This is a genomic window from Rhodosalinus sp. (assembly GCF_041685465.1).
Lineage (GTDB): Bacteria > Pseudomonadota > Alphaproteobacteria > Rhodobacterales > Rhodobacteraceae > Rhodosalinus.
In genome coordinates, this window is the sequence record NZ_JAWLFS010000046.1 from 1 (window position 1) to 15,369 (window position 15,369).

Sequence of the window (15,369 nt, forward strand, 5' to 3'; positions counted from 1 at the left end):
CGGGATCGGCACGACGCTGGGCGTGCTGCTGGCGGTGGGCATCGTGCACGACCGGGCGATGGACATGAGCGTGCTGCCCTGGGCCATCGCGAGCCAGACGATCCCGATCCTCGCCATCGCGCCGATGATCATCGTTGTGCTCAATTCCATCGGGCTGCAGGGGCTGATCCCCAAGGCGCTGATCTCGGCCTACCTGAGTTTCTTTCCCGTGGTGGTCAGCATGGTCGCGGGGCTCCGCAGCCCGGCGGCGAGCCAGATGGACCTGATGCACACCTATTCGGCGACGGCGGGCCAGGTCTTCTGGATGCTCCGGCTGCCGGCCTCGGTGCCCTATCTCTTCGCCGCGCTGAAGGTGGGGATCGCCGCCTCGCTCATCGGGGCGATCGTGGGTGAACTGCCCACAGGCGCTTCGGAGGGGCTGGGGGCGCGCCTGCTGGCGGGCAGCTATTACGGGCAGACGGTGCAGATCTGGTCGGCGCTCTTCGCTGCGGCGATCCTCGCGGCGGTGATGGTGGGCACCATCGGGGCCATGGAGCGGCTGACGCTCCGGCGCATGGGGTTCGCGCGATGACGGCGGTGCTCGGGCGGGCCGGGCCGCTCCTCGCGGCGCAGGCCGCGGCGGTGGCCGGGGCGCTTCTCGTCGATTTGCGGCTGGCGCTGGTGCTCGCGGTGTGGTTCGCCGCCTGGCAGGTGAACATCCGCCTCTCGGAGAGCGCGCTGGCGCAGCGCCGTGCGGGGCGGAGCCTCGTCGCGGCGCTCTTCGGGGTGACGGTGCTGGTCCTCTGGGAGATGACCGTGCGGCTCTTCGGGGTGCCGCCGGTGATCCTGCCGCCCCCGACGGAGATCGCGGCGACGCTCGCGGGCAATGTGGGGCTTCTCTGGGGCGACTTCGTGCAGACGGTGGTGAAGGGCGCGCTGACGGGCTACGTCATCGGCTGCGCCGCGGCGGTCGGCATGGCGGTGGCGGTGGACCGCTCGCCCTTCCTGCAGCGCGGGCTCCTGCCGGTGGGCAGCTTCATGGCCGCGCTGCCGATCATCGGCACCGCGCCGATCCTCGTGATGTGGTTCGGCTTCGGCTGGCAATCGAAGGCGGCGGTCGTGGTGCTGATGGTCTTCTTCCCCGTTCTGGTGAACGCGGTGGCCGGGCTGAAGTCGGCCGACAGCATGCAGCGCGACCTGATGGAGACCTATGCTGCGAGCTACTGGCAGTCGCTGATGAAGCTGCGGCTGCCGGCGGCGATGCCGCTCGTCTTCAACGGGCTAAAGATCGCCTCCACCCTCGCGCTGATCGGCGCGATCGTGGCGGAATTCTTCGGGTCGCCGACGCTCGGCCTCGGCTTCCGGATATCGACCTCCGTGGGACAGCTTCAGCTCGGCATGGTCTGGGCGGGGATCACGGTGGCCGCGCTGGCCGGCTCGGCCTTCTATTTCGCCGTCGCCTGGGCGGAACGGCGGGTGACCTTCTGGCACCCGTCGCAAAGACCCTGAAAGCAGGGACACGACACCAATAATGGAGGTATGACGATGAAACACCTGACCAGGACCGCGCTCGGGGTGGCGCTGGCGGGCGGCCTCGCCGGGGGCGCGCAGGCCGCTGACGAGGTGACGCTGCAGCTCAAGTGGGTGACGCAGGCGCAGTTCGCCGGGTATTACGTCGCCGAGGCCAAGGGCTTCTACGACGAGGCCGACCTCGACGTGACGATCAAGCCGGGCGGGCCGGACATCGCGCCGCCGCAGGTGATCGCGGGCGGCGGGGCCGACGTGATCGTGGAGTGGATGCCCGCCGCGCTCGCCGCGCGGGAGAACGGGCTGCCGCTCGTCAATGTCGCGCAGCCCTTCAAGTCCTCCGGCATGATGATGACCTGCTGGGCGGACACCGGGATCGAGGCGCCCGGGGACCTTGCCGATCGCACGCTCGGCGTCTGGTTCTTCGGCAACGAGTTTCCCTTCCTGAGCTGGATGGCCAAGCTCGGCATCGACACCGACGGCAGGAGCGAGAGCGGCGTCGAGGTGCTCAAGCAGGGGTTCAACGTCGACCCGCTGCTGCAGCGGCAGGCGGACTGCATCTCGACGATGACCTACAACGAGTACTGGCAGGTGATCGACGCGGGCGTGAGCCCGGAGGAGCTCGTCACCTTCAAGTACGAGGATCAGGGCGTCGCCACGCTCGAGGACGGGCTCTGGGCGCTGGAGGAGGATCTCGAGGATCCGGAGTTCGTCGACAAGATGGCGCGCTTCGTCGAGGCCTCCATGCGCGGCTGGAAATACGCCGAGGAGAACCCGGACGAGGCGGCGATGATCGTTCTCGAGAACGACGCGACCGGCGCGCAGACCGAAACCCACCAGAAGCGGATGATGGGCGAGGTCGCCAAGCTCACCGCGGGCTCGGACGGCACGCTCGACCCGGCGGACTACGAGCGCACGGTCGAGACGCTGCTCTCGGGCGGCTCGACGCCGGTGATCACCGAGCATCCGGGCGACGCGGCCTGGACGCATGCGGTCACGGGTGCCGTGTCGAACTGAGGCGCCACGCGAGACGTGAAGGGGGGCCGGCGGCAACGCCGGCCCTTTTTCGTGGCGCGCTCCCGAGAGGGGCGCCGTGCCCCGCCAGCGTGTGACCTGCGCTCGGTGTGGCGGGTCCGCCCGTCGCGCGCCCCGGAAGCGCCGCGGACGCCTCCCTCTCCGGTGCCGTCGCGCCACGCGCGCCGTGCGGCGGCGGAGGCGTCCCGGGCTCCCCTGCCGGTCCGGACCGCCGTCCGGCACTGACTTCGCGTGCCGTTCGGGCGTGGCCTCCGGCCCGACCGGCCACCCCGCCCTTCACAAAAGCTTTGCGAAACCGACACAGGAGCTTTGCGCAACGCCTCTAGGAGGGACGGGACCGGCCGCCTGGGGGTGAGACGTGCTGCATATCGACGGACTGACGAAGCGTTTCGGCGCGAACACCGCCGTGGACGCCACGACGCTCGAGGTGGACCGCGCGATGATGGTGGGCATCATCGGCGCCTCGGGCGCCGGCAAGTCCACGCTCCTGCGGATGCTCAACCGCCTGACCGACGCGAGCGAGGGCGCGGTGCACTTCGAGGGCACCGAGATCACCGCGCTGCAGGGCGCCGCCAAGCGGCGCTGGCAGTCGGACTGCGCGATGATCTTCCAGCAGTTCAACCTCGTGCCGCGGATGGATGTCGTCGCGAACGTGCTGCACGGCACGCTCAACAAGCGCTCGACGCTGGCGACGCTCTTCAGCCTCTACCCGGAGGCAGACATTCACCGCGCCATCGACATCCTCGAGCGGCTCGGCATCGCCGAGAATGCCGCCAAGCGGGCCGAGGCGCTCTCGGGCGGGCAGCAGCAGCGCGTCGCCATCGCGCGGGCGCTCATGCAGGACCCGAAGATCATCCTCGCCGACGAGCCGATCGCGAGCCTCGACCCGATGAACGCGCAGATCGTCATGGACACGCTGCGGCGCATTCACGACGAGGACGGGCGCATGGTGATCTGCAACCTGCACACGCTCGACACCGCGCGCCGCTACTGCGACCGGGTGATCGGCATGCGGAAGGGGCGCGTCGTCTTCGACGGCACGCCCGAGCAGCTCACCACCGGCGTCGCGCGCGACATCTACGGCGCCGACGCGAGCTTCTCGGAATCCGCGACCTCGACCGAGATCCGCGAGCACGCGCCCGCCCCCGTGCCCGCCTGAGCCTTTCCGCCGCCCCGGTCGCCCGAGGGCGGCGCGGGGCACCCCACGCCCTGAACAGACATGAGGGATCGACCATGAAGAAAGTTCTTGCCGCCACGCTGGCGACCACCGCTCTCGCCGCCCCGGCGATGGCGCAGGAGATCGACGAGTTCCGCATCGGCATCCTCGGTGGCGAAAACGCGCAGGACCGCCTCGCCTCGAACCAGTGCCTCGCCGATTACGTCAGCGAAGAGCTCGGCGTGCCGGTGCGCATGTTCACGCCCGCCGACTACAACGGCGTGATCCAGGGGCTGCTCGGCGGGTCGATCGACCTCGCGTGGCTCGGCGCCTCGGGCTATGCGGCCACGCATATCGCCGACCCGGACGCGGTCGAGCCGGTGCTCGTCAAGACCAACCTCGACGGTTCCTACGGCTATCACTCGGTCGGCTTCGCCCGCACCGACAGCGGCATCGACTCGCTCGAGGCGATGGAAGACAAGGTCTTCGGCTTCGGCGATCCGAACTCCACCTCGGGCTACCTGATCCCCTCGGTCGAGATCCCGGCGGCGACCGGCGGCACCATGGAGCCCGGCGACTACTTCGGCGACGTCGTCTTCACCGGCGGGCACGAGCAGACCATCGTCGCGGTCGCCAACGGCGACATCGACGCCGGCGTGACCTGGGCCGACGGCCTCGGCGCCTGGGAGGACGGCTACAACTCGGGCGCGCTGCGCAAGGCCTCGGACGCGGGCCTCGTGGACATGAACGAGCTCGTCGAGATCTGGAAGTCGGAGCCGATCCCGGAGGGCCCGATCGTCCTGCGCGAGGCGCTGCCGGACGACGTGAAGGCCGCCGTGACCGAGGTGATGAACGACCTGCACGCGAACGACGAGGAGTGCGCCTACAGCGTCGCCGCCGGCGAGACGGCGGGCTTCGAGCCGATCGGCCACGAGGCCTACGAGACCATCATCGAAGTGCGCAAGCGCGAGATGGAGTGAGGGCACCTCGCCTGACACGGGGTCCCGGCCGGCGCGGCCGGGACCCCCTTTGCATCCGGGACACCGCATGGCCGATCTTGCCGCCCCTGCCGCCAACAGCCCCGACACCCGCGCCGCCTACCTGGCGCTGACGCGGCGCCGGCGGCTCTACAGCGGGCTGACGCTCCTGCTTTTCGTCGTGCTGATGGCGAGCGGCTTCGCCGTCGCCGACGGCCGGAACGCCGGTTCCTTCTGGGACGGCTGGCACAACATGTTCGATTTCCCCGCCGATGTCGTGGCGGAGGCCTGGGAGAAGCGGGCAGAGATGCCGGCGCTTCTCTGGCGCTATGTTCCCGCGTTGATCGAGACGCTGAACATCGCCGCCCTCGCCACGCTTCTCGGGTTCTTCGGCGGCATGGCGCTCTCGCTCGTGTCGACGCGGGGTCTCGCGCCGTGGCCGCGCCTGATCCCGGTCTTCAGGCGCATCATGGACGTGCTGCGCGCGATGCCCGAGATCGTCGTCGCGCTGGTGCTGATCTTCGTCATGGGCAGTGGCCCGGTGCCCGCCATGATCGCCATCGCGCTCCACACCGCGGGCGCGCTCGGCAAGCTCTATTCCGAGGTGAACGAGAACGCCGACCTGAAGCCCGTCGAGGGGCTGCACTCCGTCGGCGCGAGCTGGGGGCAGCGGATGGCCTACGGCGTGATCCCGCAGGTGGCGCCCAACTACCTGAGCTATGGCCTCCTGCGGTTCGAGATCAACATCCGCGCCTCGGCGATCCTCGGCTTCGTGGGCGCCGGCGGCATCGGTTACGAGCTCCGCAACTCGATGACCTTCGGGCTCGGCAAGTTCGACGAGGCGGCGGCGATCTTCGTGCTGCTGTTCCTGACCATCGTCGTCGTCGATCAGACCTCGAGCCATTTCCGCAATCGACTCACCCAGGGCAGGGAGGTCTTGCCGTGACCGACGCTTCGCTCGACGCTCCGCTGCGCCGCCAGCAGGCGGCGGTCCGCCGCATCGCCGCGAAGCGCCGCCTCGCCTTCGCGGTGCCGGCGGTGATCCTCGCCTATCTCGTCTACGTCTTCTTCGCCTTCGACATCCCCGGCCTCGCCGACCGCGCGCGCCTCGACAACGCGGCGAAGCTGGTGGCCGACAGCTACAGTCACAAGGTTCACGTCACGCGCGACAACCGCTCGGGCGAGATCACGGTCAGCAAGGAGGGCGAGCGCAGGGGAACCTTCCCGCCGGAGATGGAACCCGAGTGGATCGCGCGCGACGACGGTGGCGCGCGGGTGACGCTGGAAGACGGGCACGCGGTGATCTTCGGGGCGGATAACGGCGCGGTCTACGTCCACCCCGAGGTGGGCCGGATCGAGGCCCAAGCGAGCCGTGCGGGGGGCGTCGAGATCGACCGCGCCCCGGAGACGCTGCCGGACTGGATCAGCTACTCCTCCTCGCGCCTCGACATCACGACCGAGGCGGGGCGGATGACCGTCACGCGGAACCGCACGGAGGTCTTCCGTTACTTCTTCGGGTGGGAACTCTTCTGGTTCACGCTCGACAGCCCCTATTACGACCGCACGCCCGTCGAGATCCTGTTCGGCCCGCAGCTCGACCCGGAGCGCGCGAATGTCACGGGCGCGTGGCAGGATTTCTGGGGCAACGGCGTCTGGCGTCATGCCGATGTCGCCTGGGCGATGGTCGAGACGATCCTGATGGCCTTCCTCGGCACCTTCGGTGCCGCGGTGGTGGCGCTGCCGCTGGCCTTCGTCGCGGCGAAGAACTTCACGCCGCTGATGACGTTGCGCTTCGGGGCGCGCCGGGCGTTCGATTTCCTGCGGGGGGTGGACGCGCTGATCTGGACGATCGTGCTCTCCCGCGCCTTCGGTCCGGGGCCGCTGACGGGATCGCTCGCGATCCTCTTCACGGACACGGGCAGCTTCGGCAAGATCTTCTCCGAGGCGCTCGAGAACGTGGACGACAAGCAGATCGAGGGCGTCACCTCCACCGGCGCGCGCCCGGTGCAGCGCTACCGCTTCGGCGTGATCCCGCAGGTGATGCCGGTGCTGCTGTCCCAGGTGCTCTACTTCTTCGAGTCCAACACCCGCTCGGCGACGGTCATCGGCGCGATCACCGGGGGCGGTATCGGCCTCCTGATCACGCAGGCGATCATCACCCAGAAGGACTGGGAAGAGGTGACCTATTACATCATCCTCATCGTGCTGACGGTCATGGCGATGGACTGGCTCTCGGGCCTCCTGCGCCGGCGGCTCATCAAGGGCGACGCGGGCTGAGCCGGATCATCCATCCATGACCCATGGCGAAACGACAGGAGACGTGCGATGGCGCGGCTGACGGCGGAGGGGCCGGTCGTGCACCCGGACTGCGAGATCACCGAGGCGACCTTCGGCGCCTATACCGAGGTCGGCCGCGGCACGCGCGTCGCGCATTCGGTCCTTGGCGCCTATTCCTACTGCGACCGCTACTGCGACATCGCCAACGCAGAGGTGGGCCGCTTCGCCAACATCGCGAGCTTCGTGCGCATCGGGGCGACCGATCACCCGCTGGATCGGGCGAGCCTGCACCACTTCATGTACCGCTCGGCGAGCTACTGGGACGACGTCGAGGACGACCCCGCGTGGTTCGCGCGGCGCAAGGCGCGGCGCGCGCGGATCGGGCACGACACCTGGATCGGGCACGCGGCGCAGATCAAGCCGGAGGTCACGGTGGGCCACGGCGCCGTGGTGGCGTCGGGGGCCGTCGTGACGAAGGACGTGGCACCCTACACCATCGTCGCAGGCCTTCCCGCGCGGCCCGTGCGCGCGCGCCAGCCCGTTGACGTGGCCGAGCGGCTGATCGCCCTCGCCTGGTGGGACTGGGACCACGCGCGCCTGCGTGCGGCGCTCGCGGATTTCCGCAGCCTCGACGCCGAGGCGTTCCTCGAGAAACACGGCGGGTGAGCGAAAAGGGCGGCCCCGAGGGGCCGCCCGACATGATCGCCAATCAGGACTGAAATCTTGTGCGTCCAACATTCCACGGGAATGGAACAGTCATGGCCGCCAAGGGTAACGGCCGGGTGACGCAGGTGCGACGTCGCGGTGACGATCACTCCGCCGCGAGAGCGAGCCCACCGCCCGCCGCCGTGAGGAAGCGCGCTGCCGCGTCGCCGGTCAGATAAGCGAGCCGCCCGCCCGAGATCGTCGCCTCGACCGCCCGCGTCTCCGCGTTCACGATGGCCAGGTCGGCGCGGCGGCCATAGTCGATGCGCCCGCGGTCGGCGAGGCCCATGATCTCCGCCGGGCGCTCGGAGATCATCGCCCAGGCGCGCGGCAGATCGGCGAGGCCCTCGTCCACGAGGCGGAAGGCCGCGGCGCCGAGCGAGGGGTAGTGATCGTCCGACGCGAGCGCGTCGCAGAGCCCGGCGCGGATCAGGTCGCGCGCGGCGACGCCCCCCGCCAGCGAGCGGCCGCGCACCACGTTGGGCGCGCCCATCAGCACCGGATCGCCCACGGCGCGCGCAAGTGCGGCGGCCGCGCGGCGACGCGGAAACGTGCAGATCTTCGCCCCGATCATCGAGAAGGTCTCGCGCGTTTCGCCGTCCGGGTCGTCGTGGCTGCCGTAGCGGACGCCGAGCGCGTCGAAGGCCTCGGCGAGGCGGCAGAGATAGCGCGGCACCTCGCGCTCCTGCGCCGTGGCGGTTGCGACCGCGCGCAGATGCGCGCCCGGCGCATGCCCGAACCCGCGCGCGCGCCGGGCGAGCGCCTCGTGATCCGTCTCGGCGAGGGTGGTGGCCTCGGGAAGGTGATTGTTGAAGACCACGTAATCGACACTGTGCCGGCGCACCGTGGCGAGCAGCCGTTCGAAGGTGTCGACGGTGTGTGTCTCGCAGCGCAGTTGCACGCGCAGGTCCGTCATGGCGTGCGGCCGGTAGCCCTCGAGCGCGCGCAGCAGGATCTCCGCCTGGTCCGGGCTGCGCCGGCCGCCTTCCCAGGACCAGCCCTGCGCGAGCCACGCGGTGGTCACGCCGTTGGCCGCGGCGTCGCGGTCGGTGGCGCGGAGCGCCATGTCGAGCGGAACATCCGCGTCGGGGCGCGGGGCGACGTGGCGCTCGAAAGCGTCGCCGTGCAGATCGACGATCCCCGGCAGCACGAGATAGCCGGAGAGGTCCACCGCGGGCAGGGGCCCCTTGGTGATCCGCCCGCCGGACATCGCGACGGAGCGCTCCTGCAGGGTGCCGTCGCGCAGGACGGTGGCGCCAGTGAGGCGAAGGGAAAGGGGGGCGGTGGACACGCGGCGATCCGTCTGTGGATAACTCGCGATGAGGTAGCAGCCCTTTGTGTCGAAGGGGTGACAGCGCCCCATGTTTTCAGGGCTCGGGCGGGCGCTCGCCGTCCGAGACGGTGAGCGTCACGCGGTCGCCGGCGAACCACGTCGTGCCGAACTCGACCGGGGTGCCGGCGGCATCCTCGTTGACCGCGACGCTGCGCAGCAGGGGCGCGCCCTCCGCCACCCGGAGCTGCGCGGCCTGCGTGGCCGTGGCCGCGCGCGCGGTCACGCGCGTCGCGCGGCGCGTGTAGTCCGGCACCCCGGCGCGGGCGAGCGCCTCGGTCACCGAGGAGAGTTCGCGCAGCGCCGCCTCGAGCCCCGGCAGGCGCGCAGCGGGAAAGACGCTGCGAAACAGCGCAAGCGGCTGGTTGTCGGCGAGCGAGCGGCCCTCGCAGACGAGCGCCGGATCGCCCGGCGCGATGGCGAGCGCCGCCGCCTCGCGCGCATCGGCCGCCCGCGTCTCCAGCAGCGCGATCTCGCGCGCGGGCAGGCGGCCCGCGGCGGCGAGGTTGCGGTGAAACCGCGTGCGCCGGCCGATGGGGTACTCCGTCGGTGCGTGCTGCACGAAGACGCCCGCGCCGCGCCGCGCGTGCACCAGCCCGGCGTCGGCCAGCGCGGCGAGCGCACGGCGCACCGTATGGCGGTTCACCCCGAAGCGGGCGGCGAGCGCGGCCTCGCTCGGCAGGCGGTCGCCGGAGACGTAGCGTCCCTCGACGATATCCGCGGTCAGCGCGGTCTCGATGGCGGTCCAGAGTGGCGTGCGGGGCATGTCACGGAAACTTCACGGAGAACGGGATTGCGCGGCGGGGTCGTGTCGGGCTAATACATGTCTAGTTGTATAGAAATCGAGTCGACGGAGCAAGCGTGTGATGAGCGGCACGGACCAGGCGATCGGGACGCGGCCGGGGTGGATGGGCCTTCTGGCGCGCGCCCCGGTGGGGGAGCTTGCGCGCCTCTGGGACGATGCCGCGCTCGGCGATCCGGCGCATGACTGGCTCCGCCCGCCCGAGACCGGCGCCGCGATGGTACGCGGCCGCGCGGGCGCGAGCGGTGCGCCCTTCAACCTCGGCGAGATGACCGTGACGCGCTGCGCGCTGCGCCTCGCCGACGGGCGCGAAGGGCACGCGCATGTGCAGGGGCGGGACAAGGCGCACGCCCGCCGTGCCGCGCTCGCGGACGCGCTGATGCAGGGGCCGGAGGCCGACGCCGTGCGCGATCGCGTCCTCGCCCCGCTGGCCGAGGCGGAGGCCGCGCGCCGCGCTGGTCGCGCACGGCGCGCGGCGGCGACCAAGGTCGATTTCTTCACCATGGCGCGGGGAGAGGACTGATGGCGGCGGTTCCGGGCGGCTTCGCCGATCCCCCGATCGAGGCGGCGGCCGCGTTCCGCGCCGCGATGTCGGCGATGGCGCGCCCCGGCCGGATCGAGCAGGTGGGCGGCGTCGCGCCGCCCGCGCCGCTCTCGGTCGCGGCGGGGGTGCTGGTGCTCACGCTCTGCGACGCGGACACGCCGCTGCACCTCGCCGGCCGGGCCGACAGCGAGGCGGTGCGCGCCTGGGTCGCGTTCCACACCGGTGCGCCGCTCGTCACGCGCGGCGCGGCCGCCTTCGCGCTGGGCGACTGGGACGCGCTCCTGCCGCTGGAGAGCTACCCGCAGGGCGTGCCGGAGTATCCCGACCGCTCCGCGACCCTGATCGTCGAGACGGAGCGGCTGGCGGCCGAGGGCGCGCGCCTCGCGGGGCCGGGCATCGAGACGGAGGCGCGGCTCGATCTGCCGGATCCGGAGGCGGTACGCGCCAACCACGCGGCCTTTCCGCTGGGGCTCGATTTCTTCTTCACCTGCGGCGATCGCCTCGCGGCGCTGCCGCGTTCGACACGGGTGCTCTGATGTATGTCGCGGTCAAGGGCGGCGAGCGGGCGATCGACAATGCCCATGCCTGGCTCGCCGAGGCGCGGCGGGGCGATACCTCCGTCGCCGATCTGACGCTCGCGCAGATCCGCGAGCAGCTCGCGCTCGCGGTGAACCGGGTCATGGCGGAGGGGGCGCTTTACGACGCGGACCTCGCCGCGCTCGCGATCAAGCAGGCGCGCGGCGACATGATCGAGGCGATCTTCCTCATCCGCGCCTACAAGACCACGCTGCCGCGGCTGGGCTATTCGCGCCCGGTGGAGACCGGCGCGATGCGGGTGATCCGCCGCGTCTCGGCCACCTTCAAGGACGTGCCGGGCGGGCAGATCCTCGGGCCGACCTTCGACTACACGCACCGCCTTCTCGACTTCGCGCTCGCCGCCGAGGGCGAGACGCCGGTGGCGCCCGAGGCGGAGGCGGCGCAGGCGCCGGCGCCGCACGTGCTCGGCTATCTCGACCGGGAGGGCGTGATCCAGCCGGAGGCCGAGGGCGCCGAAACGCCGGGCGACCTGACCCGCGCGCCGCTGGAGCTGCCGGCCGACCGGGCGTTGCGGCTGCAGGCGCTCGCGCGCGGCGACGAGGGCTTCCTGCTGAGCCTCGCCTACTCCTCGCAGCGGGGCTACGGCCGCAACCACCCCTTCGTCGGCGAGCTCCGCATCGGCGCGGTGGCGGTGGAGCTCGACATCCCCGAGCTCGGCTTCGCCGTCGAGATCGGCGAGATCGAGCTCACCGAATGCGAGACGGTCAACCAGTTCACCGGGTCGAAGACCGAGCCCGCGCAATTCACCCGCGGCTACGGCCTCGTCTTCGGGCAGTGCGAGCGCAAGGCGATCGCCATGGCGCTCGTGGACCGCGCGCTGCGCTGGCAGGAACTCGGCGAGGAGGACACCGGCGCGCCGGTGCAGGACGAGGAGTTCGTCCTCTCGCACGCCGACAACATCCAGGCGACGGGGTTCCTGGAGCACATCAAGCTGCCCCACTACGTCGATTTCCAGTCCGAACTGGAACTCGTCCGCCGCCTGCGCCGGGAGGCGTCCGCGGCCCCCGGGACGGAGGCCGCGGAATGAGGTCAGCCTCGATCCCGGTCCGGACCCTCGGCCCGGAGACGGCGCAGCCGCAGCGCGGCGGCCGCGACGAGCGCGAAGCCCGCGGCGAGGCCGAGCGGCCCCGCGAACATGTTGGCGACGATATCCATCGTGTCGTCCCTTTCCGTTCAGGGTGGGTTCGTGGGAGCACCCTGGCGGGGAAATCCGGCCATTTCGTGGCCGATCGCCGGCGGGCGACAGGGTGTTGCCGTAGCGGCACAGGCGATCCGGGCACAGGCGATCCGGGCACAGGGGGCGCATCGTGAGCGACTACAACTTCGCCTATCTCGACGAGCCGACGAAGCGGATGATCCGCCGCGCGATCCTCAAGGGGCTGGCGATCCCCGGCTATCAGGTGCCCTTCGCCAGCCGCGAGATGCCGATGCCCTACGGCTGGGGCACCGGCGGCGTGCAGGTGACCGCGGCGACGCTGACGCCCGGGGATACGCTCAAGGTGATCGACCAGGGCGCCGACGACACGACGAACGCGGTCTCGATCCGCCGCTTCTTCCAGCGCGTCGCCGGGGTGGCCACGACCGAGCGCACGGCCGAGGCGACGGTGATCCAGACCCGCCACCGCGTGCCCGAGACGCCGCTCACCGAGGACCAGATCCTCGTCTACCAGGTGCCCATCCCGGAGCCGCTGCGCTTTCTGGAGCCCTCGGAGGTGGAGACGCGCAAGATGCACGCGCTCGAGGATTACGGGCTGATGCACGTCAAGCTCTACGAGGATATCGCGCGCCACGGCGAGATCGCGACCTCCTACGCCTACCCGGCGCGGGCCGAGGGGCGCTACGTGATGGATCCCTCGCCGATCCCGAAGTTCGACAACCCCAAGCTCGAGAGCCCGGCGATCCAGCTCTTCGGCGCCGGGCGCGAACAGCGCATCTACGCCCTGCCGCCCTGGACGCGGGTGGAGAGCCTCGACTTCGAGGATCACCCCTTCGACCCCTCGAAGGCGGAGCATCCCTGCGCGCTCTGCGGGGCGCGCGACAGCTATCTCGACGAGGTGATCGTCGACGACGCGGGCGGGCGGATGTTCGTCTGCTCGGACACCGACTACTGCGCCGGCCGCCGCGCGGCCGGCCACCGGGGCACGGAGGCGGCGGCATGAGCGACGGAAAATCCTTGCAAGGATTTTCCCAAGGCCTTTGCAAAGGCCTTGGGCCCGGCGGCCCCCTTCTGTCGGTCGAGGGGGTGACGAAGCACTACGGGGCCCGCCTCGGCTGTGCCGAGGTCGGCTTCGATCTCTGGCCCGGCGAGGTCATGGGGATCGTCGGCGAGTCCGGCTCGGGCAAGTCCACCCTGCTCGGCTGCCTCTCGGGGCAGATCGCGCCGGACGCGGGGCGCGTGCTCTACGAGATGGAGGGCGGGCTCACCGATACGGCGGCGCTGGGCGAGGGGGCGCGGCGGCGGCTGATGCGCACCGACTGGGCCTTCGTCCACCAGAACCCGCGCGACGGGCTCAGGATGGGCGTCTCCGCCGGCGGCAACGTGGGCGAGCGGCTGATGGGCACCGGCGCGCGGCACTACGGGCGCATCCGCGCCGCCGCCCTCGACTGGCTCGGCCGGGTGGAGATCGCCGCCGACCGGATCGACGACCGCCCCTCGGCCTTCTCGGGCGGCATGCAGCAGCGGCTTCAGATCGCGCGGACGCTGGTGACCGGCCCGCGGCTCGTCTTCATGGACGAGCCCACCGGCGGGCTCGACGTGAGCGTGCAGGCGCGGCTTCTGGACCTCCTGCGCGGGCTGGTGCGCGAGATGGGGCTGTCGGTGATCATCGTCACCCACGACCTCGCCGTGGTGCGGCTGCTCGCCGACCGGCTGATGGTGATGCAGGGCGGGCACGTGGTCGAACAGGGGCTCACCGACCAGGTGCTCGACGATCCGCAGCACGCCTACACGCAGCTTCTCGTCGCCTCGGTGCTGCAGGCATGATCCGCGCCTGTCATCTGTCGGACGGCGGGCTGGCCGAGGCGGGGGGCGTCCGGACGCCCGGCCTGCACGGCCGCGACGGCATGGGCAAGAGCGCGCTGCGCGACCTGCGCCCCATCGCCGGGCCGGCGGGTTTCCTGCAGCAGAAGACGGGCATGCCGCGCGACGCGACGCGCGGATTCATCAACATCGCGCAGGCGGCGATCATCAAGATCTTCTCGGTGGTCGCCGTGCTCGTCCTGCCGCCGACGCTGATCGCCTCGATCCACGGCAGGACCTTCGCCGTGATGCCGGAGCTCGGCTGGCGCTTCGGTTATCCGGCGGCGCTCGGGCTGATGGTGGCCGCGGCGGTGGCGGCGCGCGTGATCTTCCGACGCAAGGGGTGGGTCTGATGGCGGTGATCGAGATCGAGGGCGCGTCGAAGGATTTCACGCTCCACAACCAGGGCGGCGCGGCGATCCCGGTGATGGAGGGCGCGCGGCTCGACGTGGGGGCGGGGGAATGCGTCGCGCTCACCGGGGCGTCGGGCGCGGGCAAGTCGACGCTGATGCGCATGGTCTACGGCAACTACCTCGCCCGCGCGGGGCGGATCGAGGTCTGCGGCGTGGACGTGGCGCGGGCCGCGCCGCGCGAGATCCTGGCGCTGCGCCGCGACCGGCTGGGCTACGTCAGCCAGTTCCTGCGCGTCGTGCCGCGGGTGCCCACGCTCGAGGTGGTGGCCGAACCGCTCCTGCGCGTCGGCACCGAGCGCGACGCGGCGCTCGACCGGGCGCGCGGGCTGCTCGCCCGGCTCAACCTGCCCGAGCGGCTCTGGAGCCTCTCGCCCACGACCTTCTCGGGCGGAGAGCAGCAGCGCGTGAACATCGCGCGCGGCTTCGCGCATGCCTACCCTGCGCTTCTGCTCGACGAGCCGACGGCGAGCCTCGACGCCGGCAACCGCGAGGTGGTGCTGACGCTCGTCGAGGAGGCCAAGGCCCGCGGCGCCGCGATCCTCGGCATCTTCCACGACGAGGCGGCGCGCGCCCGCGTCTGCGACCGGGAGGTGGACGTCGGCGCCTTCACGCCGAGGGCCGCGGCGTGAGCGGGCGGCTGATCGCGGTGGTCGGCCCCTCGGGCGTGGGCAAGGACACGGTGATGGCCGAGATGGCCGCCCGCCGGCCCGGTCTGCACCTGGTGCGCCGCGCGATCACCCGCCCGGCGGCGGCGAGCGAGCCCTTCGAGCCGCTTTCCGAGGCGGCCTTCGCGCGCCGGGAGGCGGCGGGCGATTTCGCGCTCGCCTGGCGGGCGCACGGCCTCGCCTATGCGCTGCCGGTGCAGGAGGTCGCGGGCCTCGCCGAGGGGCGCGACGCGCTCGCCAACCTGTCGCGCCGGGCGCTCGGGGCGGCGGCGGCGCGCTTCCCGCGTCTCGTCATTCTCGCGCTGGAGGCGCCGGCGGAGGTGCTGGCCGCGCGCCTCGCCGG

At 71.5% G+C, this 15,369-nt stretch carries 19 protein-coding genes; 16 read left to right on the forward strand and 3 right to left on the reverse strand.

Annotated features, from left to right (window positions below; translation table 11 throughout):
* From ACESL7_RS04890 to ACESL7_RS04925, 8 genes are all read left to right on the forward strand, one after another.
* Positions 1–571, forward strand: a 571-nt coding sequence (locus tag ACESL7_RS04890) for an ABC transporter permease (RefSeq protein WP_372892015.1), incomplete at its 5' end; no start/stop codon positions are given.
* The gene (locus ACESL7_RS04895; RefSeq protein ID WP_372892017.1) at positions 568–1,488 is read left to right on the forward strand and encodes an ABC transporter permease; all 921 of its coding nucleotides are present in this window, start codon (positions 568–570) and stop codon (positions 1,486–1,488) included. The genes ACESL7_RS04890 and ACESL7_RS04895, both read left to right, overlap by 4 nt.
* A 36-nt stretch (positions 1,489–1,524) precedes the next feature.
* Positions 1,525–2,523, forward strand: a complete 999-nt coding sequence (locus tag ACESL7_RS04900; protein ID WP_372892019.1) for an ABC transporter substrate-binding protein — start codon at positions 1,525–1,527, stop codon at positions 2,521–2,523.
* 376 nt (positions 2,524–2,899) lie between these two features.
* Positions 2,900–3,700: a phosphonate ABC transporter ATP-binding protein gene (gene phnC / locus ACESL7_RS04905; RefSeq protein WP_372892021.1), complete on the forward strand. Its 801-nt coding sequence runs from the start codon at positions 2,900–2,902 to the stop codon at positions 3,698–3,700.
* Positions 3,701–3,774: 74 nt separating this feature from the next.
* Positions 3,775–4,677, forward strand: coding sequence for a phosphonate ABC transporter substrate-binding protein (gene phnD, locus ACESL7_RS04910; RefSeq protein WP_372892023.1), 903 nt, complete (start codon positions 3,775–3,777; stop codon positions 4,675–4,677).
* A gap of 67 nt (positions 4,678–4,744) precedes the next feature.
* On the forward strand, positions 4,745–5,620 hold the full coding sequence (gene phnE, locus ACESL7_RS04915) for a phosphonate ABC transporter, permease protein PhnE (RefSeq protein ID WP_372892025.1): 876 nt from the start codon (positions 4,745–4,747) through the stop codon (positions 5,618–5,620).
* On the forward strand, positions 5,617–6,951 hold the full coding sequence (phnE, locus tag ACESL7_RS04920) for a phosphonate ABC transporter, permease protein PhnE (protein ID WP_372892027.1): 1,335 nt from the start codon (positions 5,617–5,619) through the stop codon (positions 6,949–6,951). The genes phnE (ACESL7_RS04915) and phnE (ACESL7_RS04920) overlap by 4 nt, the downstream gene beginning before the upstream one ends.
* A gap of 48 nt (positions 6,952–6,999) precedes the next feature.
* Positions 7,000–7,617: an LbetaH domain-containing protein gene (locus ACESL7_RS04925; protein WP_372892029.1), complete on the forward strand. Its 618-nt coding sequence runs from the start codon at positions 7,000–7,002 to the stop codon at positions 7,615–7,617.
* Between the two features lie 145 nt (positions 7,618–7,762).
* Here the strand turns inward: ACESL7_RS04925 and ACESL7_RS04930 are convergent, their stop codons facing one another.
* Both ACESL7_RS04930 and phnF read right to left on the reverse strand, forming a co-directional pair.
* Complete coding sequence (locus tag ACESL7_RS04930; protein ID WP_372892031.1) at positions 7,763–8,947, reverse strand: alpha-D-ribose 1-methylphosphonate 5-triphosphate diphosphatase; 1,185 nt, start codon at positions 8,945–8,947, stop codon at positions 7,763–7,765.
* Between the two features lie 76 nt (positions 8,948–9,023).
* Positions 9,024–9,752 carry a phosphonate metabolism transcriptional regulator PhnF gene (gene phnF / locus ACESL7_RS04935; protein WP_372892033.1) on the reverse strand — a complete coding sequence of 243 codons (729 nt, stop codon included), beginning with the start codon at positions 9,750–9,752 and terminating at the stop codon, positions 9,024–9,026.
* 100 nt (positions 9,753–9,852) lie between these two features.
* Here phnF and phnG point away from each other — a divergent pair, with 100 nt between their 5' ends.
* The 3 genes from phnG to ACESL7_RS04950 are packed head-to-tail and all read left to right on the forward strand — an operon-like array spanning position 9,853 to position 11,956.
* Positions 9,853–10,311: a phosphonate C-P lyase system protein PhnG gene (gene phnG, locus ACESL7_RS04940; RefSeq protein ID WP_372892035.1), complete on the forward strand. Its 459-nt coding sequence runs from the start codon at positions 9,853–9,855 to the stop codon at positions 10,309–10,311.
* On the forward strand, positions 10,311–10,868 hold the full coding sequence (gene phnH / locus ACESL7_RS04945) for a phosphonate C-P lyase system protein PhnH (RefSeq protein ID WP_372892037.1): 558 nt from the start codon (positions 10,311–10,313) through the stop codon (positions 10,866–10,868). The genes phnG and phnH overlap by 1 nt, the downstream gene beginning before the upstream one ends.
* Positions 10,868–11,956 (forward strand): carbon-phosphorus lyase complex subunit, encoded by a 1,089-nt coding sequence (locus ACESL7_RS04950; RefSeq protein WP_372892039.1) that lies wholly within the window; start codon positions 10,868–10,870, stop codon positions 11,954–11,956. The genes phnH and ACESL7_RS04950 overlap by 1 nt, the downstream gene beginning before the upstream one ends.
* Before the next feature lie 2 nt (positions 11,957–11,958).
* Here the strand turns inward: ACESL7_RS04950 and ACESL7_RS04955 are convergent, their stop codons facing one another.
* Positions 11,959–12,084 carry a hypothetical protein gene (locus ACESL7_RS04955; protein WP_372892041.1) on the reverse strand — a complete coding sequence of 42 codons (126 nt, stop codon included), beginning with the start codon at positions 12,082–12,084 and terminating at the stop codon, positions 11,959–11,961.
* A gap of 152 nt (positions 12,085–12,236) precedes the next feature.
* On the opposite strand from ACESL7_RS04955, the gene ACESL7_RS04960 reads away from it, so the two are divergent.
* The 5 genes from ACESL7_RS04960 to ACESL7_RS04980 all read left to right on the forward strand — a co-directional run.
* The gene (locus ACESL7_RS04960; RefSeq protein ID WP_372892043.1) at positions 12,237–13,088 is read left to right on the forward strand and encodes an alpha-D-ribose 1-methylphosphonate 5-phosphate C-P-lyase PhnJ; all 852 of its coding nucleotides are present in this window, start codon (positions 12,237–12,239) and stop codon (positions 13,086–13,088) included.
* On the forward strand, positions 13,085–13,912 hold the full coding sequence (gene phnK / locus ACESL7_RS04965) for a phosphonate C-P lyase system protein PhnK (protein ID WP_372892045.1): 828 nt from the start codon (positions 13,085–13,087) through the stop codon (positions 13,910–13,912). The genes ACESL7_RS04960 and phnK overlap by 4 nt, the downstream gene beginning before the upstream one ends.
* Entirely contained in the window at positions 13,909–14,301 is a 393-nt protein-coding gene (locus ACESL7_RS04970) for a CorA family divalent cation transporter (protein WP_372892047.1), read from the forward strand. Before phnK ends, ACESL7_RS04970 begins: the two co-directional genes overlap by 4 nt.
* Positions 14,301–14,990, forward strand: coding sequence for a phosphonate C-P lyase system protein PhnL (phnL, locus tag ACESL7_RS04975; protein ID WP_372892049.1), 690 nt, complete (start codon positions 14,301–14,303; stop codon positions 14,988–14,990). The genes ACESL7_RS04970 and phnL overlap by 1 nt, the downstream gene beginning before the upstream one ends.
* Positions 14,987–15,369 (forward strand): phosphonate metabolism protein/1,5-bisphosphokinase (PRPP-forming) PhnN (locus ACESL7_RS04980; RefSeq protein WP_372892051.1); only part of this gene is annotated, 383 nt, incomplete at its 3' end. The genes phnL and ACESL7_RS04980, both read left to right, overlap by 4 nt.